At 58.9% G+C, this 24,027-nt stretch carries 23 protein-coding genes; 12 read left to right on the forward strand and 11 right to left on the reverse strand.

All coding sequences use genetic code 11. The features are described 5' to 3' along the window. Positions 1 to 40: 40 nt before the first annotated feature. From ACUZ9P_RS09665 to ACUZ9P_RS09675, 3 genes are all read right to left on the reverse strand, one after another. Positions 41 to 754, reverse strand: a complete 714-nt coding sequence (locus ACUZ9P_RS09665) for a LysE family translocator (protein WP_449249539.1) — start codon at positions 752 to 754, stop codon at positions 41 to 43. A 27-nt stretch (positions 755 to 781) separates the two neighbouring features. Beyond that, positions 782 to 1,669: an AraC family transcriptional regulator gene (locus ACUZ9P_RS09670; protein ID WP_449249540.1), complete on the reverse strand. Its 888-nt coding sequence runs from the start codon at positions 1,667 to 1,669 to the stop codon at positions 782 to 784. Positions 1,670 to 1,763: 94 nt separating this feature from the next. Next, complete coding sequence (locus ACUZ9P_RS09675; RefSeq protein ID WP_449249541.1) at positions 1,764 to 3,053, reverse strand: molybdopterin molybdotransferase MoeA; 1,290 nt, start codon at positions 3,051 to 3,053, stop codon at positions 1,764 to 1,766. A 543-nt stretch (positions 3,054 to 3,596) separates the two neighbouring features. Between ACUZ9P_RS09675 and ACUZ9P_RS09680 the strand changes: the two genes are divergently transcribed. From ACUZ9P_RS09680 to ACUZ9P_RS09720, 9 genes are all read left to right on the forward strand, one after another. Beyond that, on the forward strand, positions 3,597 to 4,487 hold the full coding sequence (locus ACUZ9P_RS09680; RefSeq protein WP_449249542.1) for a formate dehydrogenase accessory sulfurtransferase FdhD: 891 nt from the start codon (positions 3,597 to 3,599) through the stop codon (positions 4,485 to 4,487). A gap of 31 nt (positions 4,488 to 4,518) precedes the next feature. Further along, entirely contained in the window at positions 4,519 to 5,286 is a 768-nt protein-coding gene (locus tag ACUZ9P_RS09685) for a 4Fe-4S dicluster domain-containing protein (RefSeq protein WP_240824696.1), read from the forward strand. Positions 5,287 to 5,367: 81 nt separating this feature from the next. Continuing rightward, positions 5,368 to 7,476 (forward strand): aldehyde ferredoxin oxidoreductase, encoded by a 2,109-nt coding sequence (locus ACUZ9P_RS09690; RefSeq protein WP_449249543.1) that lies wholly within the window; start codon positions 5,368 to 5,370, stop codon positions 7,474 to 7,476. A 13-nt stretch (positions 7,477 to 7,489) separates the two neighbouring features. Next, a complete protein-coding gene (locus ACUZ9P_RS09695) occupies positions 7,490 to 8,500 on the forward strand; it encodes a hypothetical protein (protein WP_449249544.1) in 1,011 nt (336 codons plus the stop codon). A gap of 96 nt (positions 8,501 to 8,596) precedes the next feature. Next, positions 8,597 to 9,607 carry a sulfate respiration complex iron-sulfur protein HmcB gene (gene hmcB, locus ACUZ9P_RS09700; RefSeq protein WP_298992732.1) on the forward strand — a complete coding sequence of 337 codons (1,011 nt, stop codon included), beginning with the start codon at positions 8,597 to 8,599 and terminating at the stop codon, positions 9,605 to 9,607. Continuing rightward, the gene (gene nrfD, locus ACUZ9P_RS09705; protein ID WP_298992730.1) at positions 9,601 to 10,779 is read left to right on the forward strand and encodes an NrfD/PsrC family molybdoenzyme membrane anchor subunit; all 1,179 of its coding nucleotides are present in this window, start codon (positions 9,601 to 9,603) and stop codon (positions 10,777 to 10,779) included. Before hmcB ends, nrfD begins: the two co-directional genes overlap by 7 nt. Before the next feature lie 13 nt (positions 10,780 to 10,792). Continuing rightward, a complete protein-coding gene (locus ACUZ9P_RS09710; RefSeq protein WP_022658500.1) occupies positions 10,793 to 10,918 on the forward strand; it encodes a hypothetical protein in 126 nt (41 codons plus the stop codon). Positions 10,919 to 10,931: 13 nt separating this feature from the next. Further along, the gene (locus ACUZ9P_RS09715; RefSeq protein ID WP_449249545.1) at positions 10,932 to 11,504 is read left to right on the forward strand and encodes a hypothetical protein; all 573 of its coding nucleotides are present in this window, start codon (positions 10,932 to 10,934) and stop codon (positions 11,502 to 11,504) included. Positions 11,505 to 11,539: 35 nt separating this feature from the next. Then, positions 11,540 to 13,609: a cytochrome c3 family protein gene (locus ACUZ9P_RS09720; protein ID WP_449249546.1), complete on the forward strand. Its 2,070-nt coding sequence runs from the start codon at positions 11,540 to 11,542 to the stop codon at positions 13,607 to 13,609. Positions 13,610 to 13,704: 95 nt separating this feature from the next. Here the strand turns inward: ACUZ9P_RS09720 and ACUZ9P_RS09725 are convergent, their stop codons facing one another. Further along, positions 13,705 to 14,763, reverse strand: a complete 1,059-nt coding sequence (locus ACUZ9P_RS09725; RefSeq protein WP_449249547.1) for a 4Fe-4S binding protein — start codon at positions 14,761 to 14,763, stop codon at positions 13,705 to 13,707. Positions 14,764 to 15,128: 365 nt separating this feature from the next. On the opposite strand from ACUZ9P_RS09725, the gene ACUZ9P_RS09730 reads away from it, so the two are divergent. The 3 genes from ACUZ9P_RS09730 to ACUZ9P_RS09740 are packed head-to-tail and all read left to right on the forward strand — an operon-like array spanning position 15,129 to position 17,629. Beyond that, positions 15,129 to 16,109: a methionine ABC transporter ATP-binding protein gene (locus ACUZ9P_RS09730; protein WP_449249548.1), complete on the forward strand. Its 981-nt coding sequence runs from the start codon at positions 15,129 to 15,131 to the stop codon at positions 16,107 to 16,109. Then, entirely contained in the window at positions 16,106 to 16,801 is a 696-nt protein-coding gene (locus ACUZ9P_RS09735; protein WP_022658505.1) for a methionine ABC transporter permease, read from the forward strand. Before ACUZ9P_RS09730 ends, ACUZ9P_RS09735 begins: the two co-directional genes overlap by 4 nt. A gap of 51 nt (positions 16,802 to 16,852) precedes the next feature. Then, positions 16,853 to 17,629, forward strand: a complete 777-nt coding sequence (locus ACUZ9P_RS09740) for a MetQ/NlpA family ABC transporter substrate-binding protein (RefSeq protein ID WP_240824687.1) — start codon at positions 16,853 to 16,855, stop codon at positions 17,627 to 17,629. A gap of 110 nt (positions 17,630 to 17,739) precedes the next feature. Here the strand turns inward: ACUZ9P_RS09740 and ACUZ9P_RS09745 are convergent, their stop codons facing one another. The 7 genes from ACUZ9P_RS09745 to ACUZ9P_RS09775 all read right to left on the reverse strand — a co-directional run bounded on the left by ACUZ9P_RS09745 (position 17,740) and on the right by ACUZ9P_RS09775 (position 23,940). Further along, on the reverse strand, positions 17,740 to 17,964 hold the full coding sequence (locus tag ACUZ9P_RS09745) for a YgdI/YgdR family lipoprotein (protein ID WP_298992721.1): 225 nt from the start codon (positions 17,962 to 17,964) through the stop codon (positions 17,740 to 17,742). Positions 17,965 to 18,150: 186 nt separating this feature from the next. Then, positions 18,151 to 18,720 (reverse strand): hypothetical protein, encoded by a 570-nt coding sequence (locus ACUZ9P_RS09750; RefSeq protein WP_449249549.1) that lies wholly within the window; start codon positions 18,718 to 18,720, stop codon positions 18,151 to 18,153. A gap of 97 nt (positions 18,721 to 18,817) precedes the next feature. Continuing rightward, positions 18,818 to 19,849 (reverse strand): acyltransferase family protein, encoded by a 1,032-nt coding sequence (locus ACUZ9P_RS09755; protein WP_449249550.1) that lies wholly within the window; start codon positions 19,847 to 19,849, stop codon positions 18,818 to 18,820. A 153-nt stretch (positions 19,850 to 20,002) separates the two neighbouring features. Next, positions 20,003 to 20,245: a thioredoxin family protein gene (locus ACUZ9P_RS09760; protein WP_449249551.1), complete on the reverse strand. Its 243-nt coding sequence runs from the start codon at positions 20,243 to 20,245 to the stop codon at positions 20,003 to 20,005. Between the two features lie 18 nt (positions 20,246 to 20,263). After that, complete coding sequence (locus ACUZ9P_RS09765) at positions 20,264 to 21,406, reverse strand: permease (RefSeq protein WP_449249552.1); 1,143 nt, start codon at positions 21,404 to 21,406, stop codon at positions 20,264 to 20,266. A gap of 74 nt (positions 21,407 to 21,480) precedes the next feature. Further along, on the reverse strand, positions 21,481 to 21,831 hold the full coding sequence (locus ACUZ9P_RS09770; RefSeq protein ID WP_298992716.1) for an ArsR/SmtB family transcription factor: 351 nt from the start codon (positions 21,829 to 21,831) through the stop codon (positions 21,481 to 21,483). 144 nt (positions 21,832 to 21,975) lie between these two features. Continuing rightward, a complete protein-coding gene (locus ACUZ9P_RS09775; protein ID WP_449249553.1) occupies positions 21,976 to 23,940 on the reverse strand; it encodes a methyl-accepting chemotaxis protein in 1,965 nt (654 codons plus the stop codon). Positions 23,941 to 24,027: the final 87 nt, after the last annotated feature.

The raw sequence follows: 24,027 nt of genomic DNA on the forward strand, positions 1-24,027 counted from the left end.
GTTGCAATGACGCGGGCTTTCTGCCTTTGTTACGGCATGCTCAGGCAAACAGGGGCCGTAGCGTCAGCCAGAGGGCAATACTGGCAAGCGTCAGCCCTGCCAGCCCTTCAATAAGCGGAATACGTTTTTCCAGCGCCCGCTGCGCGCCGGGCAGCGATATGGCGGCGGCAAGGGCGGCATCCCAGGCAAAGACCAGCAGGGTCATCCACACTCCGGCAAAGGCCTGCTGCGGCAGGGTGGCGGAGGGGCCGAGGATGACAGTCATAAGCGTGAGGTAAAAAACCGCGTTTTTGGGATTGAGCAGGGCAGAGCCAAGCCCCGTGAGCAATTGTCTGCCGGGAGAGAGGGGGCTTGCATGGCCTGTGGCGAGGCTACCTGTCTGGTTATGTGAAGGTTGGCTTGGCGCGTGCTGGTCTAGTGTGGGCTGGTCTGGCGAGGGCTTGCTGTTGGCGGCCTCCCGGCTGGCCCGCAGCAGCAAAAAGCCCAGCCATGCCAGATAGGCCGCGCCCGCAAGCTCCAGCACCCGGTACAGGGCGGGCATCTGCCGCATGACCGACCAGCCGGAAACCGCCAGGCAGATATACAGGGCATTGCCCAGGGCGATGCCAAGGCAGATAAGCAGCGAGCCGCGAAGCCGATGTCGCACGGCATGCCCAATAATAAGGAAAAAATCCGGGCCGGGGCTGAGCAGGGCAAGAAAGTGCGCCAGCGCCAGCGCGGGAAAAGCAGCGGGAATCAGTGTGGAAACAGACATGGGTGGCCTCCTTGCGGACAGCACACCCTATTTTTGTTTGCGCGTATTGTACGAATGTGACCGTCCCCGTTGATAACAGCCGGGCGTGACAGAATAAAACTTAACAAACATGCGGTGAAAGTGGCTTTGATCGGCATAGCCTGCCGCAAGGGCCGCATCGGCAATGCTCTTGCCCTGCCGCAGCATGGCGCGGGCTTTTTCCAGCCGCAGGCAGTGCAGCCACGCCTTGGGCGGCAAGCCCGCGGTGCGGCGGAACGCGCGCGAAAAGCTCTCGCGCCGCAGGCCAGCCCTGCGGGCCAAAGATGTAACGGGCGCATGATCTGTTTCATGCGGGCCGTTTTCATCTGCCACGGGCGCGCTGTCGGCGGCCAGCAGAATGTTTGTGGCGGCAAGGGGATAGTCCATCTTTTTGCCAGCATGTTCAGCGCTGTTGGCGAGGCAGCCGTATCCCCATTGAAGCTGCCTGAAAAGCGTCACAAAACGTATTTCCGCATCGTCCGCACCGTTGCAAAAAGCTTCCATGGCGGCAATTCCCTGCTGAAAAAGCGCAGGGTCGCGCACAACGGGCAGGGTTACTTCATACGCTTCGGCAATGCCCAGGGGGCGGCAGATGCTGCGCGCAAACCATGCCGCGTCAAAATAGGCCATAAGGTAGCTGCGCGCCTTGCCGTGCAGAGGATTGCAACTGTGCGGCAGGCCGGGGGCAATCAGGGCGATGTCGCCCTTGAGCGCTTCATGCGCTTGCCCCATGAGCGTAAAGCAGGTGCCGCCCTCAAGAATCAGGCCAAAAGAAAAAGTTGAATGGAAGTGCTCGGCGTAGGGCTGGGTGCTTTGCAGCGTGGTGCGCACTTCAAGATACGGATACTTGTCCGGAGAAATGAAGGTTTGCTGTGGGGCAGAAGGGCGGGGGGGCATGGCTTTTCACCGTTTGCAGTTGATGTGCCTGCAAGTGTAGCCACAGCCATACGGCATGGCAAGTTGGTGGCGTGCTGGGCAGACGGACGGTGGGTCAGGCAAAGAGGCGCACACGCACGGCTGCGCCACGGCGTAAACCGCCTCTGGACATATCATTGCTGCCGGGCATGGTTATCCAGCCATCCATGTCGCGCAGCACGGCGGTTTTGCCAGTGCCAGCGGCAACGGGCCAGGCCGTCACGCGCCCATGCTCACGCCGCAACATCACGGGGTAGTGGGTTGGAGCGTTTCCCTCCACAGGCAGGGCAAGGCCAAGACGCGCCAGTACGGAGGGTTGCCGGTTCATATGCTGCGGCGAGGCCTGCTGCCCGGCGAGCTTTTGCAGCAGGGGCGCCAGAAAAACCTGCGCAGCCAGTGCAAGGCTGAGTGAATGCCCCGGCAAACCCCATATAGTTGTCTGCCCCATGCGGGCAAGGGTGAGAGGACGGCCACTGCTTACCCGCTGGTCATGCCCGCATATCTCGCAGCCCGGCAGGCCTGCTATGGCCTGGGCGCTGAAATCGCGTTTGCCGCCGGAGGAACCGCCGATAACCACAATAACGTCGCAAGGCGTGGGGCCGCCGGGCAAGGCCGCGTGCAGATGCTGACCCAGAGCCTGCGCATTGTCCGGCGCAATTCCGAGGTGCAGGCAGCCTGCTCCAAGAGAGGTGGCCAGTCCCTCCAGAAGCAGGGCATTGGTATTGCTCTGGCAGGCGGCAAAGCCGTTCTGCGGGTCAGAATCGCAAAACTCGTCACCAGTGGAAAGAACTCCCAGCACCGGCTTGCGGTGCAGCGGCACCTCTTTGAAAAATTGCGCAAGCAGGGCCATATGGTGCGCCCCAAGCCTCGTTCCCGCCTGTGCCAGCAACGCGCCCTGAGGCATGTCCGCACCGGGCGCAAGGATATTTTCCCCCACTGCGCTGGGGGCGGAAACTGCCACCATTGGCGGAGCATCCTTTGAGTCTGCCGGCTGATCCCCCAGCGTTGCAAATTCCTGCATAAGCACGGCGTCAGCGCCTTTGGGCAAGGTACTACCAGTGTAGACGCGCCATGCCTCGCCTTTTTGCAGCGTGCCGCCGCAGGGCCTGCCCATGCGGCTTTCTCCTGTCATGTGGAGCAGCACCGGGGCTGCGGGGCTTGCCCCGGCAATGTCTGCGGCGCACACCGCATAGCCATCGCGTGTGGAGCGGTGCGTGGAAGGGCAGGGAACAGGCGCATGCATATCTGCGGCAAGCACCCTGCCAAGGGCAGCGTTTACGGGTACAGGTTCAGGCTGCAATGGGTTTGCTCCTGCAATAAAGGCGGTAATATCCGCAGTTTCCCGCAGGCAAAAATACAGGGACACGCCGTGACCTTCCTTGTGGATTGCACTCCACTGGCTGAATTTTTATTTTTGTAACTATAGTAATTTACAATGAAATTGTAAATATTGTTATATTTTAGTATGTTAAGAAATATTTAATGTGGTGAAAAATAACACATGAGCTTGACTGCACAAAGCGATTTACCTAAGCTTTGTTCACGCAAACAATAAAAACCATGAAGGTTGTCAGGTAATTGTTGCGCAGAGCCAACCAGTTGCGCGAGTTAATACGTTTTCCCCGCGGTATCCCCCCCCACCGTTTACGGGCAACATTTGGCTCAGGGTTATCCTCTCCACCTGTTACCAGCATACAAAATATCAGCCAGAATTGAAAAGAGCACATTGTTCATTGCGGGAATGATGTGAAAAAAAGAACAAATCTGTATCAGACCACAATCTGATGCCTCGGGCCGACCAGGGCGCAGGTTGCCATGAACTTTGGCACACTCTGGCAGGCGTTGTGGATTGCCGGGAATTGCCGCCTCCGTAAAGACAGCGGCTCTGCATAGTAAAGGAAGGGGTGTTATGGCTTTGCTCAAAAACTTAACCGCAGGCGATGTTCTGCCGCTGGCTTCTCCCCCGGCCACGGTGCGCAGTTACGATATCCTGACCTACAGCAACGGCAAGGTTGCGCCGTCCGTATTCTTGTCGTGCCGTGAGCAGACGCTGACCATGCATGTCAACGGCGTGCCCTTTGTGCGCGTGGCCTGTTCGGGGCAGCATTTGCGCTACCTTGTGCCGGGGTTTCTCTATTCCTGCGGTGTTATTGAAAGTCTGCATGATCTCGCCGGGGTGGACGTAACGCCCCTGCCTGCCGCCGCCTCCGGGGCAACGCCTCCAGATGGGGCGGAAGAAGTACGGGTGGACGTGCTGTTGCGCGGGGCCTGCTGTAGCAAGGCGGCTGGTTCTACGGAGCAGGCCGCCCCCAGGCTCACCATCACTTCGGCCATGGGCTGGAACATTCCCCTGGCTGCCCGAAAACTGCGCTGCATGCCGCGCGCGGAAGTTCCCAGCTGGGAGCCGCGCGTCATTCTGCGGGCCGCGCAAGAGCTGGAAGAACGCTCCGAAGTATTCCACCAGACAGGCGGCTGCCACAACGCAGCTCTGCTCAACAGGCAGGGCATGGTTTTTTATTGCCTTGATATTGGCCGCCATAACGCCATTGATACCCTTGTGGGCTACATGCTTGTGGAAGGGCTGAACCCCGCTGATCATATGATAATCAGCAGTGGGCGCATTGCCTCTGAAATCGCGCAAAAGGCGGTGCGCATCGGCGTGCCTGTTTTTGCCTCTCTTTCTCGTGCCATGTCGCGTGCTGTGGACATGGCGCGCGCAACCGGGTTGACTCTGCTGGGCAATGTAAAGTCCGGCAGCATGCACATATATCATGAAAACGGGCAGCTGGTGCTGCCGTGATGCCGTTGTCGATCATGACAAGGAGCGCTGTATGGCTGATATGCTGAGCAAACTGAAACGTGCCGATGAAGATATGCTGCTCGAAAACCTTTCGCGCCGTGGATTCATCAAGGTAACTTCCTGCGCGGCCCTTGGGCTGGCCACGCTGCAAGCTTCCGAGGCCCTGGCCACCATGAAGGCCTCGCCGCTGGTGATTATGGAAAAAGCAGCCGGCATGATCGTGGGCGACCCCACCCTCTGCGTGTGCTGTCAGCGGTGCGAGCTTGCCTGTACGGAGTTCAACGACGGCAAGGCCGACCCCAAACTTGCGCGCATCAAAATAAGCCGCAATGCCATGTTTGGGCCGGAGGGCGGGCTGGAAAACACCACCAAGGGCATCTACGGCTCAGGTTCGCTGGTGATCCAGGATACCTGCAAGCAGTGTCCGCACCCGGTGCCCTGCGCCACTGCCTGCCCGCAAAATGCCATCATCGCTCAAAAGGGCACGGGCACGCGCATGGTGCTCAAAGACCGCTGCGTGGGCTGCCGCCTGTGCCAGAAGGCCTGCCCCTGGGGCGTGATGACCTTTGATGAAGAGCAGGGCAAGGCCGACAAGTGCTTTTTGTGCAATGGCGCGCCCAAGTGCGTGGATGCCTGCCCGGCAGCCGCACTGCGCTATGTGCCGTGGAGCGACCGCACCCGCGAGGCCACCACGCGCGGTTCGTTCTCGCTTATGGTGCCCGACGACCGCCGCGCCGCCTGCAACGCCTGCCATGTGGAATCGCCCGGCGGGCCGCGTAACCTCAAATACGAGCAGTAGCGCGCACCCCTTGCACCTTGCAGAACGAGGCGCAGCGGGCATTCACAGGAAGTACGCTCCATCAGCGAGCCGGAGGAATTTATGGCAAGGAAATTTGGCGGTTATCAGGGTAAGGGCCTGCGGGTCAATCTGAGTACGGGCCGCATCACTGTTGAAGACACCTATCAGTATCTTGACCTTATTGGCGGCACGGGCCTTGGCTACAAGGTTTTTTGGGACGAAGTCGCGCCCAAGACCAGGGCTTATGACGAAGCCAACAAGATAGTTTTTGCCGTGGGGCCGCTGGCCGGTACGGGCGCTTTGTGCAGCGGACGCACGGCGGTTACAACCATCATGCCTGTTTCGTGGCCGCAGCACCTCATCGGTTCCGGTCACATGGGCGGCAACTTTGCCGAGCACCTGAAATACGCGGGTTACGACTTCCTCATCATTGAGGGTAAGGCCGAGCGCCCCGTGTGGTTGCATGTGCGCGATGGCAAGGCGTGGCTCAAGGATGCCAGCCATGTGTGGGGCCAGGGCACCCGCCGCACCACCCGCGTTATCAGCGAAGAAGTGGGGGCCGACGGTACCGTTGCCGCCATCGGGCCTGCCGGTGAAAATCTGGTTCCGTATTCCGTGGTGGTCAACAGCCGCGCCCACACCGCAGGCTGCGGCATCGGGGCCGTCATGGGCTCCAAGATGCTCAAGGCCATTGCCCTTCAGGGCAGCCAGCCCGTGCATATCGCGGGCGACAAGGCCGACTGGGAAAAGCTCATCAACTACCACCGCACAATCATTGGCGCCAACAACCAGCACGTGGTTCCCAACTTCCCCAGCCCGCTTTTTGAGTACTGGGATGCCGGTTCCCGCTGGGTGGGCGCGCCGGGCAAGCGCTGGGGCGCATCTGAAGCCCCCGTTACCCTTACAAACGATGTGCGCTCGCTCAACCGCATTTCGTACCGCACCAACAATGCCGCCTATTTTCTGGGCGACAACGTGTGGCAGTACACCGTGCGCAACAACGGCTGTTTTTCCTGCCCCATCCGCTGCTATACAGTGATGAAGGACGAAGACACGGCGGCCAAGTTCGGCGTCAGCCCCATTCAGTTCAATACCTGCGTGGGCATGTTTGGCGGGCGCGAGTGGTTCCCCAAGCTTTCGCGCAAAAAGAGCGATCTTGCGCGGCAGGCCGGTTTTGTGGGCATTGAACTCATGGACGATCTTGGCGTGTGGGAAAACTACGGCCAGCTGTTCCGCGATTTCAGCAATATGTACGAAGACGGCATCTGGAAGCAGAAGCTCGGCGCGGACGAATACAAGTCCATTCCCTGGGAAATGGTGGACGCCTGCAATCCCGAATTCATCAAGACAGCCGTGCATCGCATTGCCTACAAGGAAGGCGAGTTCGGCCAGCTTCTGGGCATGGGCACTGGCTACATGCTTGAAAAAATGGGCATCCCCGAAGAAAAGTGGAAGGACGATCACCGCACAGTCTACTGGAAGATGGGGCACCCCAAGCATCACGCCAACGAGGACGACGGCCAGACCGGGTGCGTCATCAACACCCAGTACAACCGCGACCCCATGTGCCACTCCAACTGCAACTTTGTGCGCAGCGGCCTGCCCATTGATGTGCAAAAGCGCCTTGCCGAACACTTCTGGGGTTCTGCCGATGCGGTGGACGCCATCGGCGACTACAAGCCCACCAACAAGTACAAGATGATCCGCGCCAAGTGGTCCATCGAGCGCAAGGAACTGCACGACATGCTTTCGTTCTGCAACTGGATGGGGCCGTGGATTTCCACACCCAACAAGCAGGATGGCTACATGGGCGACAACAGCCTTGAGAGCAAATATTACCGCGTCCTCACCGGGCACAACCTGGACGTCAAGGAACTGGACCGCTGCGCAGAGCGCGCCTTTAACCTGCACCGCGCCTATACCGCGCGCCAGATGCAGACCACGGACATGCGTAAAAAGCACGACCAGTACCCCAACTGGCTGTTTGAAGACAAAAAGAACAAGGCTCCCTTCACCAAGGGCACCATCCGCATGGACAAGGCCGATATCGAAAAGAGCCTCGACCTGTTCTACGAAGTGCAGGGCTGGGATGTGAAATCCGGCCTGCCCAGCGCGAACCACTACCGTTCGCTGGGCCTCAATGACGTGGCCGATACCATGACCAAGGAAAAGCTGGTCCCCGGCGCGTAACCTTGGAGAGCCTATGAACGATCAGAATCAGGCCCAGAATCAGGCCCAGAATCAGGCGCAGGCGGCCGCCCCCCTTGACGGGGGCGGCGGAGCCGCTCCGGAAACGGGGCCAATCGGCACCACCCATCAGGTAGAAGAGGCCGAAGGCCGTCGACTGGTGGATCAGCGCAAGGCCGACAAGGTGCTGCTGGTGGAAACACTGGCCGATTTCAGCAGTGATGAACGCCTTGTGACCGCCGATGAACTGCTGGCCGCTTTTATGGAACGCGCGGCGCTTGCGCCGCCCGTTACCGTTGCCCAGGTGCGTCAGGAGCTGGAAGCTTTGCCCGACCCGCGTTTTGAAGGGCCGGATTCCCAGACCGTGACCGCAGATATGGCCCGCATCAAGGCCATGGAAAAGGCCCAGCCCGGCTCTGCCCCTGACCCGGAAGTGCCGGGCCTGCGCAAAACCCGCCGTCTGCTGAGCCGCAGGCAGTTGCTGAGTTCGCTGTTGCATCCCGCAGAGGCGCTGGCGGAGCCAGGATCTGACCCGGCGCAGGCACAGGAATCTGCACCCGTAGCGGAACCCGCAGAGGCCGCTGCTGCTCCCCGCGTGGTGGAGCGCGAATACGCGGTGGCCCTGCTGGCCGAACTGTTGGCCGAAAGTGAAGACGTGGCGGCTTTTACCGCCTGGGACAGCAAGGAATACTATCATTACAAGCCGCAGATGAGCAGCCTGTATGCGGGTATTCTTTCCACTGCCAACAACCGGATGGTGCAGGTCGCCAGCGTGGTGCGCGACAGCTCGCGCGACTACCCCCGGCCTGTGCCCCTTGAGATATTTGAATACCCGCCTTTTCTTTTTGAGGCCGAAGCCTTGCAGCAGTGCCTGCGCGATATGGCGGAAACTGAGGAATACGCGGACATCAGGTTTACGGAAAGCTCCGTGGGCACGGTGTATCTGTATTCCACCCGCTACCTCGATGAGGATTACGCCGCCTTTCTGGCGGAAAAAGAGGACGTGGGGGCCATTGCCAGCCCATAGGCCGCAGGGGCGTGTTTACGGCGCCGCCTTGGCGGCTTGCCCCACGGCAGACATGGGGCATGAAATGATGCAATGCGCAAGCAGGGGAGGATCGCCATGCGGCGCAGACAGTTTTTGAAAATATTGGGCCTCGGCGGCGTGGCCGGAGCAGCGCTTCCCGGTGCTGCCGGGGCAGCCCCCTTTGTCTATGACGGCAGCCCCGATGCCGTGGGCGTGCTGCATGATTCAGTGCGCTGCATCGGCTGCCGCAAGTGCGAGGAAGGCTGCCAGAAGGTCAATGCTGACGTGCTGCCGCCTCTGGAAAAGCCTGTTGACGACAGCTCGGTATTTGAGCAGACCCGCAGGCCGACCTTCAAGGCCTACACGGTGGTCAACAAATATCAGCCGGAAGGGCATGCCCCCGTGTTCCGCAAGTTGCAGTGCAATCATTGTCAGGAACCGGCCTGCGCTTCGGCCTGTTTTGTCAAAGCCTTTGTAAAAACAGAGGAAGGCCCGGTAGTGTACAACCCCAAGCTCTGCGTGGGGTGCCGCTACTGCATGATGGCCTGTCCTTTCTACGTGCCTGCCTACGACTACAACAACGCCTGGAATCCGCTGGTGTACAAATGCACCATGTGCGCCCCGCGCCTCAAGCAGGGCCTGTTGCCCGGCTGCGTGGAGGCCTGCCCCAAGGAGGCTCTGGTCTTTGGGCGGCGCAGCGACCTTGTCAAACTGGCCCGCCGCCGCATCATGGACAATCCCGGCATGTACGAAGACCACATCTATGGCGAGCACGAGATGGGCGGCACCAACTGGCTGTACCTTTCGCCCGTGCCGCATGCCGATCTGGGGCAGCCGGATGTGCCCGCTGTTTCCGCGCCGGAACTTACGCGCGGCATGCTTGGCTCCATTGCCGTTATTGCCGGTATATGGCCGGTGATCCTGGGCGGTGCGTATTCCATGAGCAAGCATTACAAAAAAATGGTGGAGCAGGCCCGCAGCGAGGGAGCCCAGCAGGCAAAAGGCCAGAGCTGCGCTGACGCCCATGCAGAAAACGATTCACAAGCCTGCGGCTGCAAGCCCGCTGACCATAATCCTGAAAAGGGCCAGGGAGGCGGACAATGCTGAAGCCTTCGGAATTGCTGAAAAATACGCTTGGCCTGCTCAACACGCCGGGCAACATCATCACCGCCGTCATATTGTTCTGCGGAGCTGTAGCCACGGTCATGCGCTTTGGCTGGGGCATCGGCGCAGTCACAAATCTTGATGATTACTACCCTTGGGGCCTGTGGATAGGCTTTGACCTCCTGTGCGGCGTGGCCCTTGCTGCTGGCGGCTTTACGCTGGCGGCGGGCTATTACATCTTCGGCTTCAACAATCTGCGTTCCATGTGGCGGCCCGCACTGACCACGGCTTTTTTCGGCTACGCCTTTGTCATCGCCGACCTGCTGTACGATGTGGGCCAGCCCTGGCGGCTGCCGTATCCCGTCTTTGTTTCGCAGGGCACCACATCGCTCCTGTTTACCGTGGGCGTGTGCGAGTTCTTTTACCTCTGCGTCATGGCTGTGCTGTGGTTTGTGATCCCCTGCGAGTGGCTGGGGTGGAACAAGCTGCGCGCCATGCTCATGAAGCTGATCATGCCGCTGGTGGCGCTGGGCATCATCCTTTCCACCCTGCACCAGTCTTCGCTGGGCGGGCTGTATGTGATGGTTCCCTCCAAGATGCACCCCCTGTGGTACTCGTCATGGCTGCCCGTGTATTTCTTTGTGTCGAGCCTCTACGCCGGGCTTTCCATGGTGATCTTTGAAGGCACGCTGGCCCACGCGGGCATGCACAAGTACATGGACGAAAACCACGCCAAGAGCTTTGACGGCGTGAGCCTGAGCCTTGCGCGGGGCGCTTCGCTGGTGATGATGGGCTATTTTGTCATCAAGATCGGCGGCCTCACGCTCGACAATGGCTGGAAGTACGTGTTCAGCGGTTACGGCCTCTTGTGGTTGCTGGAGATGGCCCTGGTCATCGTGCCTGCCTTCATGCTTGCCGTAGGCGTGCGCGAGCGGCGTTACGGCATGATCCGCCTTGCGGCGGGGCTGGCTGTGTTTGGGGTCATGCTCAACCGCATGGACGTGAGCCTTGTGGCCTACAACTACAATCTGCCCACGCACCTCAAGTATTTTCCCTCGCTGGGCGAGATCACGCTTTCGCTGTTCATGCTGGTGGGGCTTGTGACGGTGTACCGCTTTGTGTGCGCCAAGATGCCCGTATTGCGCGATCACCCTGACTACAAACCCGAAGCCTGACAGGGAGGACGCCATGCAAACGGTATTTTATTCGCTTTACGCATCCCTGATGTCCGGCACGGGCTGGATGTTTATTTTCATCTGCTTTGCCCTGTTCGGCCTGCTGGGCTTTTACCTCTTTCTGAACGGCAAGGATTAGGCTGGAGCACGTTATGACAACGCTGATATCCTTTCTCACTGGCTGGGGGCTGCTCATATCCCTGCTGGGATGTCTGGCCGGGTGCGTGCTGCGCCTGCGCCAGTGCAAGGCCAGCGGCTGCAATCCCGCGGATTTCGCGGTCCGCTGGCGCGCGCGCCTTGTGCCGCTTGATCTGCTGCGCGGGCAGTGGCCTGTGCGCGTGCTGGTCAACGACGCCATTTTCTGGCTGCTGTTCATGGCCTTGGTGGTGCTGCTGTTTGCCCCCGGCCATGCGGTGCTCATCGGGCGCGGCCTGGGCTTTGACTGGCCGGGCATGGCCTTTCGCTGGGCGGACGGCCTTGCTGTGCTGTTGACGCTTGGGGCGCTGGCCCTGCCGTTGCGTCATCTGCTGCTGGCCGATCTGCGCGCTGCCGCCACAAAGGCGGACTGGCGGCTTATGGCCCTGCTGGTGCTGCTGCCGTTTACGGGCCTGCTTGCCCGCTCGGGCATACCGGGGTATGGACTCTGGCTCTTGCTGCACCTTGTTGCCGGGCATGTTTTTTTGTGGTGTGCGCCCCGTTGCCAGTTTGCACGGTTGCTGCGCTGATGGTTTTTCTGATCAAAGTCCCCAAGGGGGAGTTAATGCGAACCATATGTAGTACAGCCCTCGTTTCTGCTTGCGCCATGCGGTTTGTGGCCGCCAGTGCAGTGTTTGCCGTGGCGCTGTGTTTTTCTGCTGTTGGTGTCCAGGCAGCTTCCGCGCCTCTGGCGGGCAACACCATCTACCTTGGCGGTCAGCGCGCCAAGGAGCTTAAAATGCCTGTTGTGGCCTTTGACCATGCGGCCCATGCCAAGGCCAACGCCTGTGCGAGCTGCCACGCGGCTGGCCCCGGCGTGGAGAAGAACAGCGCGGGCCTGCCGGTCAATATTATGCAAACGCCGGTGTTCAGCGCCTTTGCGGGCATGAATTCCAGCGATCCTGCCGCGCGCAAGGAGGCCTTTCATGCGGCCTGCGCCACGTGCCATGCGCAAAAGGGCGCTGGGCCGTCCTTGGCGCAGTGTCGCGATTGTCACACCATCGCCGATGCCGCAGAGCTGCCCGCGCAAAAGCCTTACAAGCCGCAGATGGACGCCTCCCTGCACCAGCGGCATCTGACCTCCGGCGCGTTCCCTGTAAAGGCGCAGCCCGGTCTGGCCCCCGGTGCAATACTGGCAGAGAATGATCCCCAGCGTTGCGTGACCTGTCACCATGCCAAGGATTTTTCACCCACCTTGCCGCCAAATATCGATTCGTGCCGCACCTGTCACGAAAGCGGCCCCGGTTCGGCACTTGCCACCAAAGATGCCGCCTATACGCCGCCGCCCCTGCGCGCCGCCGCGCATGAAGTGTGCATGAAGTGTCACGCTTCGCTGGCGGAGCAGAAGCTGCCGCACGGCCCTGTGGACTGCGCCACCTGTCATGACAAGGCGCGCTTTGAGGCCTTGCCCCGCTTTGAGGCGAGCCCCTCCATCATGACCATGAACAGGCCCACGGGCGTGGTGCTGACCGACAAGGTCACGCCGCCCCAGGTGCCGCTTTCGCCTCTGTATCCGCAGGGGCCCAAATGGCCTACGGTCATGCCTGCCGTGCCTTTTGACCACGGCCTGCACGAAAGGGCGCTCAACTGCGTGGATTGCCACCACACCAGCGTCAAGCAGTCGTGCATCACCTGCCACACGCCCAGCGGCGACCCCAAGGGCAAGAATATTCCGCTGGCGCAGGCCATGCACTCTGTTACGTCCAAAAATTCCTGCGTGAACTGCCACACCAGCCTGACCACCTCCGCGCCGGAATGCGCGGGTTGCCATACGCCAAGGCCCGTGAGCAAGAGCGGCAGCAACTGCGCCTTCTGCCACCGCGCCGCCCCCGGCGTGAAGGGCACTGTGGGGCTGATGCTGCCCAGCAATCTGCCTTCGTCCCAGGCCGCTGAGAAGGCAAACGGAACTGTTGGGCTGGAAGCCCCGGCCCTGCCGCAAAGCCTGCCCGCCCAGAATGCCCAGCAGAACGCCAAGCTTGCGCCCACGGCTATCCTGCTGCCCGTGGAGGCCGCAGTGAAGGCTGCGCAGCAGTCTGCCGATGCCTCGGAAGCAGCGCTTGCGTCTTCTGCCATCCTGTTGCCGCCGCCGGACAAAAATCAGACTGCAAAGCCCGACCCGGCAGCCAACGCTGCTGCGGCCAAGGTGCTGCAACCTGCGGTAACGCCGCCTCCTGCTCAAGGCTCTCAGCTAGCCGCGGAGGTGACTGACGCGCCCAAGCTTGGGCCTGTTTCTGACGGCCTGCCCGAAAAAGTGCGCATAGAGCTCATGAGCAAGGAATTCCGCCCGGTGGACTTTGCCCATGCGCAGCATCTGCAAAAGCTGCGGGCTGGCATTGGCCGCAAGGCCGCAGGCCTGCAAGGCATGCATGCCAAGGATGGTCTGGAGTGCGCCGCCTGCCATCACAACAGCCCGCGCCTTAAAGAGGGCATGACGCCGCCGCGTTGCGTTTCGTGCCATCCCGCAAACTTGCCCGCTGGCGTAACTACCATGCCGGACGGCAGGCCCCTGCTCAAGGCTGCCTATCACCAGCGCTGCATGGACTGCCACACGCGTATGAAGCTTGAAAAGCCCCGTGCAACGGATTGTCAGGCCTGCCACATCAAGCGCGACCCGGCAGAAGCGCCGGTTTGGTAAAAAGGCTACGGCCCAATCATAAATGACAGCATGGCGGCAAAGGAAAAACCTTTGCCGCCATGCTGTTTTTATAAACCCCTGAGGCGAATGACCGTCTATCCGCCAAACTGGATCATGTGGAAGCGCCGCAGCATGGCCGGGGGAATTTCTGAAACCCAGTGCCCGGTGCCCACGGCCCAGAGGTACGCGGCAAAAAGCACCACAAGGCAGCCAACGGCAACTGTCCAGAAGGGCACCCGGCTGCGGGCCGCAGAAAGATGGAGGCAGTCTTTTTGCGGGCAGGCTTCAATACAGGCGGTGCAGCCAAGGCATTCCGGAGAATTGACGCGCGTTTTTTCGTGCACGGCGATGGCCGAAGGGCAGGCGCGCTGGCAGCGGCGGCAGCTTGTACAGGTGGCCGCATTGCGGCGCACCGCCACAGGGCTTGCCAATGCCAGAATTCCCAGAAACGCGCCGTAAGGGCAGAGAAAACGACACCACGCATTGCGCGCCACCAGCGAGGCCGCCACAATCACGCCAACCACAATCAAGGTGGTGGTTGAAGCCCGCAAAAAGAAAAACAGCATGCTTGAATCGGCCACCATATTGAAGGGCGCGCCCATGAAGGCATCAATTTCGTCTACGCTCATGGCAAAAAAACTGAAATAACAGAGCAATACCAGTGGAATATACTTGATGGCCTGGAGCGCCAGCTCCAGCTTGCGCGGCGGGTTGCGGTTCAGGCCCAGGCGCTTGCCAAGGCGGCCCAACAGGTTGGAGGCAAGGCCCACAGGGCAGATATAGCCGCAAAATCCCTTGCGGAACAGCAGGGCCATGAGGGCGATGGCCAAAAAGAGCGTCAGCCCGGCAGGGTGCACAACGTCCCACATGCCGGTTTCAAACAGGCGGCGCGCGGCCATGAGTTCACTGATGGGTAAAAAGCCTTCCACCGAGGGCGGTTTGGGCGTGAACGTCTGGCTTTTTCCCGTGGCCCACTGCACGTAGAGGTAAAAATTCCAGCCCACCCAAACAAGAAAAATGGCGAATGCGCCCTGTATGCAGCGTCGCAGCAGGGTGGGGGTGAGGCGGCGTTTGGGAGGATTGCTTGCGAGGGGGGTATACGCTGGCGCTGTGGGCTGTGCAGCCCTTTGCGCGGAATCGGCAGATTGGTTCATGGGCGGAATATCCTTTCAGACTGTTCAAGTAAACAATTGCGCCACTGGTTGTGTCACCATCTCGTATGGCTGTCCATGACCGGCATCACATGCTGGCTGCCTTCCCTCGGCGCAGGGGCGGCAATGGGGGCGGCAACAGAAATGCGCGGGAGAGAGCGGATACTGCCCGCACGAAGAAATGCATTACGGGCCTTGTTTGCCCCTGCGCGCCGCCGCAGGCGGGGCCTCCGCTGGCAGCTTGATTTTGAACGCCGCCTTGGGGTAGAATGCCGGGTTATTCATGCTGTGCCTGCGTGAATTCTTTACTTTCGCGGACAAATATCGCATTGTCTGGCGACACCGAAAACAGGCTCAGGAACCATCGCATGATTCAGGTAACCAATCTTGGCAAGCTCTACGGAAGTCACCTTGTGCTGCAAGAGATCAATATGCACGTGCACGAGGGGGAGATTTTCGGCATAGTGGGGCATTCCGGCGCGGGCAAGTCTACCTTGCTGCGCTGCCTTAACGGCCTGGAACCCTACCAGATGGGCAGTGTCAAAGTTATGGGCGTTGAAGTTGCCTCCCTTGAAGGCACGGCCCTGCGTATGCTGCAAAGCAAAATGGGCATGATTTTTCAGAATTTCAATCTCATGTCCCGCAAAAACGTGTTCGACAACGTGGCTTTTCCGCTTTCGCTGTGGGGCGTTGCCAAACGCGAAGAGCGCGTTATGGAACTGCTGGAGCTTGTGGGCCTTGCCGACAGGGCCAAACAGCGTGTGCAGAACCTGAGCGGCGGGCAAAAGCAGCGCGTGGGCATTGCCCGTGCGCTGGCGCTCAATCCCCGCGTGCTGCTGTGCGACGAGGCCACCTCCGCCCTTGATCCCAAGACCACTTCGTCCATTCTCGACCTGCTGGAAGACATCAACAGGCGGCTCAACCTCACCATCATCATGGTTACGCACCAGATGGAAGTGGTCAAACGCCTCTGCCACAGCCTGCTCATGCTCGACGGCGGCAAAACCGTGGCCATGGGCAAGACGGAAAATCTCTTTCTGTCGCCCACCAAGGAAATGCACGCCATGGTGGAGGATGAGTACACGCTCATTCCCGGCGGCACCAACATCCGCCTCATGTTCCCGCGCGAAATTTCGCAGCAGAGCGTCATCACGCAGATGGCACGCACCCTGGGCATTGATTTTTCCATCGTTGGCGGCAAGCTTGAACGCTACCTCGACGATGTTTTCGGCTTTCTTATCATCAACGTGCAGGACAAAGACCTGGACGCAGTGCTGCATTATCTGAAAACGCAGAACCTGTTCTGGGAGATTCTGGCCTATTCTGAAAACGCGGGTGAACAAGCATGATTGAGAACATGAGCGGCCTTGCGGCCTACTACCCGCTGTGGGAGCGGTTTCTGGACAAGCTGCCGGAAATTATCACGGCAACGTGGGAAACGCTGGACATGGTGCTGCTCTCCACGCTGTTTTCGCTCATTTCGGGCTTTTTGCTGGCTATCCTCATGATCGTGACCAATCCCATCGGCCTCAAGCCCAACCGTTCGGTGTATCAGGCCGTGGATTTTGTGGTCAATCTGCTGCGTTCCTTCCCCTTTATCATTCTGCTCATTGCGCTCATTCCCTTTACCCGTTTTGTGGTGGGCACCTCCATTGGCAGCGCGGCGGCCATAGTGCCGCTGACCATCGCGGCCGCCCCCTTTGTGGCGCGGCTTATCGAAACCTGCTTTCTTGAGGTGGACAGGGGCGTTATTGAAGCTGCGCGGTCTTTTGGGGCCAGCAACACGCAGATTATCTTTCGCGTGCTGATTCCTGAAGCATTGCCTTCCATTGTGCTGAACGTGGCTGTTATCGCCATTACGCTGCTGGGGTATTCGGCCATGGCCGGAACCGTGGGCGGCGGCGGGCTGGGCGATCTGGCCGTCAAATACGGCTACAACCGCTTTCAGGTCGACATCATGGTGTATTCGGTCATTATTCTCTGCCTTCTCGTGCTGCTCATTCAGGGCGTCTGCAATTTCCTGTACAAGATTTTGCGGTAGCCCTGCGGCGGCGTGTGAACTTTTTTACCCTTTACCCTTGCAGGAGCGCTTATGAAACGTCTGCTTTTGTCTCTGGCCATGGTTCTGGCGCTGGCCGCCCCCTCGTTCGCCGCTGAAGACATTGTTGTCGGCGTGACCCCCTTCCCGCATAAGGACATTATGCTGGCGGCCAAGCCCCTGCTTGCCAAGGAAGGCTACAACCTGGTCATCAAGGAATTTACCGACTACGTGCAGCCCAACATGGCGCTGGCCAGCAAGCAGCTGTTTGCCAACTTCTTTCAGCACGAACCCTACCTTGACAACATGAACAAGGAAAAGAAGCTTGACCTTGTTTCCATCGGCAAGGTGCATATCGAACCCCTGGGCGTGTATTCCAAGAAGATCAAAAAGCTTGCCGATCTCAAGAAGGGCAACAGCGTTTCCGTGCCCAACGACCCCACCAACGAAGCCCGCGCCCTGCGCCTGCTGGAAGCCAACGGCGTTATCACCATCAAGCCCGGCGCGCTCGTTACCGTGGCCGACATCACCAAGAACCCCCTTGGCCTCAAGTTCCACGAGCTTGACGCGGCCCAGCTGCCCCGCACCCTTGACGACGTGACCGCTTCGGTCATCAACACCAACTTTGCTGGCGAAGCCGGTCTGGTGCCCTCGCGTGACGCCCTTGTGATGGAAGGCAGCGAATCTCCCTACGCCAACATCATTGTTGTGCGCAATGAAGACAAGGACAGCCCCAAGGCCAAGGCCCTTATGAAGGCCGTGCAGTCCCCCGAAGTGAAGGAATACATCCAGAAGAATCTGGTTGAACGCGGCATCGTGCCCGTGTTCTAAAATTCATTTTACGGCATAAATTAAGGCAGCCGCCTTACGGTTCCAGATGGAGCTGTAAGGCGGCTGCTCTTTTGCACGCTTGCCGCGCTGGGCGGTCAGGCAAAAAAACGCTAGGGCAGGGGACGAACCTGCTTCAAGTCTTCGCGGGGGATGGTGTGGGTTTTGCCTGTGTCGTCCTCAAAGCTCACGGAATCGTTTTCGGGATTGATAACAGGCTTCTTGGTGCCGATGTAGATAGTGTAATCCTTGGTAACGGCGATGTACTTGGAGCCGCATGCCGTAAGCATGAAGGTGCTTACCAGCAGCAGGGCAAAGATCATGGCGCTCTTTCTCATGGCTAGGTATCCTTGACGGTTACAAAAAATTCGGGCCTGCGAACAGGCCCATACATGATGTGTTAAAGCGCATGCTCCCCTTCTGCCCTCTTGTCAATATGCAATCTGCAAGAGCATTGGGCGCAAGCGTGGTATCTGCAGATGTCACGCGCATCAGGGAACGCCGGATCAATGTTCGGAAAAATTTTATGCCATTTCTACCTGTTTTGCCCTCAACTGCCGCAGATAGGCCGGGTACCACTGGGTGAACACGGCCACACCTATGAGCAGGGTGTAGGAGATCAGCTCGTAGGTAAGTTCTGAAAAAAAGAACTCCTTCATTTTGAGCCACGCCAGCAGGGCATTGCAGGTGAATGCCCCACCCCAGACAGAAGTAATAATCATGTTTGTGCGCAGAAAGATAGGGGAATCCCAGAGCGCCGGATCGGTGTGATCCCTGGCGTAATCGAGGGTAAACGGCTTGCGCATGACGACTCCTGCCCATGTGCCAAGCGCCAACGCACCATTGGCAAGCACGCCCATGTACCGCACTGTCCAGATGTTCTGAAAGCCGATCACAAGTATGGATGCCGCGCTGAAAAAGGCCAGCCCCACCCACAGTATCACCCCACGATGCAGCTTGAGCACACCCATGAGGATGCTGAGGGCCAGAGCGATGCCAAGGCCAAGCTCCAGCCGAAACATGCTGCCGTGCGCGATGATCAGAAACGACAGCCAAGGGGCAAAGGCCAACACCAGCTTCAAGAACCCCATCATGGTATTTCCTCCAGAAAAATCTTGGCGCAGTGCCGCAATACATGCGCGTTAGGAATTATGCTCCTGCACAGGGGGAAACGCCTGATCCTGAATGCTGTTACAGTCTTATGCCCAACTTTTCTTCCAGCTTGCGGCTTGCGGCCACAAGGGCAGTCGTCACCGTTAGGGTAATGGCAATGTTCAGCAGCACAAAGGCAACGGGCGGCAGTTGCAAGGGCTTGTAAAGCCACATGAAGACTAGCAGGGGCGTGGGCAGATGAAAAAGATAAAAGCGAAAGCCGTTGCGCTCAAACCATGCAAAGGGAGCAAAAGACTGCAACAGCGGGTACAGCCCTGCTGTGAGCAAGAACATATGATACACCAGCAGGGCGCAGAGCAGAGACACGCCCCAGCCGCTCACAGGCGCGCCCGCATAGGGCCACAGCAGAACAATCAGCGCCGTGAGTCCAAGCCCAAGTGCCAGCGGGCGGGCGCGGCACAAGGCATTGAGGGCCTCGTGATTTCTGAACGCAACAATGCCCATGTAATAACAAAGAATGAACGAAGGCGCTTCCCACAGGCAATACCACTTGAGCCAGCCGCCATAGTTCTGCAGGCACAGTGCGGCCACCAGGGCCACCATGCCGCCGGTAAGTGCCGTGTCGTGCCCCAGCTTTTGCAGCACCCACAGGGCGATAATCCAGAACAGGGTGATCCAGAACAGCACCAGCAAGAACCACAGGTGGTCTGTAAACAGGCCGAGCGAAACGGATTTCCACGTTTCAAGCAGTGTTGCGTCCGCCGGATGTCCAAACGCGGGGATGGAAAAGAGCGTGTAGAGCGGGGCTACCCAGAGCATGCCCACGCCAAACCAGGGCAGCAGGAGTCTGCGCCCCCTGTGCAGCGCGTGTTGCAGGGGGGTGCGCTTGCCGGCATCCCACGAGGCGGCAAACAGAAAGCCCGATGCAAACATGAAGCACTGGATAAGGGTAGAGCCGGAGATGGCCGTGAACAAATCTGCCCAGGGCTGCGGGGTATCCGCATAGAGCTTCCAGAACGGAAAGGGCGTGGCGTAAAACATGACGCAGTGCATGACCACAACCAGAAAAAGGCACTTGGTTTTCAGCAGGGCAATGTGGGGATAGTGCATTGGGGTCGGCCTTGGTGGAAGTATGCGAAATAGCACTCGGAACAATGCCCGACAATAACGTGACCCGCCGCGCAGGGCAAGCGGGTTGCATCTGCGCGGCGGGCCGAAAACATCTGAGTATGTGTTGGCAATGGCAAGGGAGGGAGCCAGGGATTAAGCCTTGGCCTCCGCAATCCAGCTGGCGACCTCATCCACGGTGGGAACCCTGCCCGTGCATTTGATCTGGCTGTTGACCATTACCGCCGGGGTGGAAATGATGCGCGCCGCCATGATTTCTCTGAAATCAGATACCTTGAGTACCGAAATTTCACCGCCAGCCTGTTCCGCAGCCTGACGCACCACGTTTTCCGCCTCTACGCAACGCGCGCAGCCGGGGCCGAATACCTTGATTTCCATTAATTTTGCTCCTGAAAGTTACGCCAGAAATGATCCGGTCAGATTGAACAGCCAGCCCACCAGGGTGAACATAAGCAAAAGATAACCAACAAAAACAGCCAGCAGTTTGCCTGTCATGACCTGCCGCAGCATGAGCATTTCCGGCAGGCTGACCACAACCGTGCTCATGCAGAAGGCCAGAGTGGTGCCGATGGGCAAGCCCTTGGTCAACAGGCTTTCCATAACCGGGATGATGCCCGTCACGCTGGAATACAGGGGGATGCCCAGCAGGACGGAAAGCGGCACCGACCACCATTCCCCGGCGCCAAGATGCTCGGCAAACCAGTTTTCCGGCACAAAGCCGTGCAGGGCCGCGCCCAGCCCAACGCCGATGATCACCCACTTCCAAACGCGGCGAAAGATGGTGGATGTTTCAGACCAAGCAAAATCGTGCCGATGGCGCAGAGTGATCTGCGGGGAGCAAGCCTGGGCGGCATCCGTGCCGCTGGCTTCTTCCGCCTGCGCGGGCATGTTGGCCATGGCCTCAAGAATAAAGGGGTGCAGCCAGCGCTCGGCCTTGATGGCGTCCATGAGGCAGCCGCCAATGATGCCAGCGATCATGCCCACAACCACATAGGCCACGGTGATCTTCCAGCCCAGCAGGCCCCACAGTAAAACAACGGCCAGCTCGTTGATAAGCGGCGAGGTGATGAGAAAGGACATGGTGATGCCCAGGGGGATGCTGGCCGTGGTGAAGCCAAGAAACAGCGGTATGCTTGAGCAGGAGCAAAATGGCGTAATAGCGCCAAAGGCGGAGCCGAGAAAATAGCCTACACCCTTTGCCTTGCCGCTCAGATAATCGCGCACCCGCTCCACGTTGAGCCCGGCCCGCGTCCATGCAATGGCATAAATGAGCGCCACCAGCAGGAGCAGAATTTTTGCCGTGTCATAGAAGAAGAATTCCACGGATTCAGCAATGGGCGAGCCAGGGGCAAAACCCATGAGGCCCACAGCCAGCCAGTGCGCCGCAGGCTGGATGAAGGAATAGGTCAGCCACCACAGTGCGCCGAGGGCGGTAATAGCCCCAGCGTATCTGAGGTTCCAGGCGCGCGCTTCTGGCGCTTTGTGGGTCTGCACCGCATTGTTTTTGCAGCAGCATTTTTGTTGAAGAGGCGTGTTCATGGCGAATGCCTTTATTTTGATACTTGTTGGATAGTTGACTTGTTGAAGCGAAAAAAAGGGCAGTGCCCTTATATTCATAATTTCGGGAGGATGCCTGGCAATACGCCGCTTGCCGTCCGGAACTTCTGGCATTCGCCGGGGTTGGCGGAGCAGCATTCTGCCGTCAGATAGGCAATCACCTCAAGCATCAATGGGATGCTGGCCTTGTAGCGCATAAAACGCCCCTCCTTTTCAACCGTCACCAAGCCGCTATGCACCACGGCCTTGAGATGAAAGGAGAGGTTGGTGGAGGGAATATCCAGCTGGCGGGCGATTTCGCCCGCCACCAGCCCCTGCGGAGCGTTTTTGACCAGCAGCCTGAAAAGGTCGAGGCGTACCTCGGACGACAGGGCTTCGAAGATGCTGGCGGCAGTTTTGCTTTCCATAAAATGATATTTCAACATTAATTGACCAGTGTCAAGGGGACGAAAAAAGCTGCGGCAAACAAACGTTCGCCGCAGCTTTTAATGAATTGATGTATCTGAGCCTGTGGAGCGCCGATGCGCCACTGGCAGCGTTGTTATGCTCTGCTAGGAACTGCTGTGCCCGTTGCCGTTTCCGTTGCTCATGGAGGCAATGGTTTCGCGCAGATCGGCGGCCATCTGGGCCACCTCGCGGGCAGTGACGCCAAGCTCTGTCATGGCGTTGGAAATATCCAGCGCAATGGAATCAACGGTGCCGATGTTGCCGTTGATTTCTTCAGAAGCGGCAGACTGCTTTTCAGCCGTGTTGGCGATTATGCCGATCATGTCGGCGGTCTGCATGACCTGGGTGACGATTTCCTTCAAGGCTTCCCCGGCCTGCGTCACAAGCTCCACACCCTGCTGCACGCTGGCGTCAGTTTCGTCCATCAGCGCAATATTGCTGTGGGCGCTGTCCTGAATGCCCTTGACGGCGGAGGAGACTTCCATGGTGGCCTGCATGGTTTTTTCCGCCAGTTTGCGTACTTCATCGGCAACCACGGCAAATCCGCGCCCTGCCTCGCCAGCGCGGGCGGCCTCAATGGCAGCGTTGAGCGCCAGCAGGTTTGTCTGGTCGGCAATATCGCTGATGATGCCAAGGATTTTGCCCACGTCCTGCGCCTTGCTGCCAAGATCGTGCAGCCCCGTGCTCATGGTGGTGGTGTGCCTGCGCACATCGGCTATGGCCTCAATGGATTGGTCGGTGATCTTCTGGCCGCTCTGGGCGCGCTGCCGGGCCTGATCAGCGTTGCCGGAGGCATCGCCAGCATTGCGCGCCACATCCACTATGGAGGCGTTCATGGCCTCAATTGCGGTGGCGGTTTCGCGTATTCTGTTTTGCTGGTTGGCTGTACCTTCGCTGGTATGGCCGATGCGTTCCAGCAACTGGTCGGATATATGGGCCAGGTGGGTGGCAATTTCGCCAGCATTTTCCGCCACTCTGGCAACCATGGCGCCGTTCTTTTCAATCTGGCGCTGATTCTTTCTGATCTCGGTAATGTCGTTCCAGAATGTCACCGAACCCATAAGGGTATTATCCATGTCAAAAAAGGGCGTGGCAGTAACCGTAACGTGGCGCAGGTTGCCTTTCTCCGTAGGGAGCTCCCGCTCGGCCACAAACTTTTTGCGGTGCAGCACGGCGCGCACGGCTGTGGTTTCGCGATTTTCGTCATTCCACAAAAATTTGCCCGATGTCAGACCGAGAAAACTCTGCGGCTTTGCGGTTTTTTCCAGCAGATCGCACAGATGCTGGTTAAGCCAGAGAATTTTTTTGTCTGCGCCAATGATCAGGCAGGGGGCGGCAATGCCATTGAGCACGCCTTCTGAAAAGCCAAGCTTGTCTTTGAGCTGCGCCACCATCTTGCCAATGTCGGTGGAGAGCGTGGCAAGCTCGTCTTTGCCCTGCTGGTCAAATTCCACGGCAAGGTTGCCTGCGGCCACCTGCCCGGCATTGGCGACAAGCCGCGAAATCCGGCCAATGAGAAAATGGCGGATCGCCAGCACCGTAAAGGCAATCAGGGCCAGCAGGCCCACAGCCCCCATGATGGACGTGCGCAGCAACTGGTTTTCCATGGCAGTCCAGGCATTGGTGACGTCAAGTTTCATCACCAGCTGTCCAATGATTGGTTCTGATTCGCCGTGGCAGTGATGGCACCTGCGCTGGTTGGCGATGGAAAAAACGCTGCCGAGAATTTTTTTGCCGTTCTGGTCAATAAAAACGGCTTCTTCAATGGGCTGTTTGAGGCCGCGCACATGCAGGCCCGCCAGCTCCTTGTCCGCTTCTACGGTGGCAAAATCCTTGCGCAGGGTGGTGTCGTCCGTGCTGTAGGTGATATTGCCCGTGTATGAGGTCATGTAGGCGGTAATATGCCCGAATTTACTTTTGATCTTGCCGAACTCGTCGGCAGTTCCCTTGTTGTCGCCCACGATCATGGGCTTTTCAATGCCCATGTAGATCAGCCCTGATTCCATGTGCGCGCTGGAGCGGATTTCATCAGTCATAAGTTTTTTAACCCCGGCATATTCCAGGGACATTATGCAGCTTATGACGAGAAACGTAATGGTGACAATAGATACCGTAATTTTGAAATTAAGCGATCTGGATAAAAGCATTGCTACCCC

It is taken from the genome of Desulfovibrio intestinivivus (assembly GCF_053570665.1).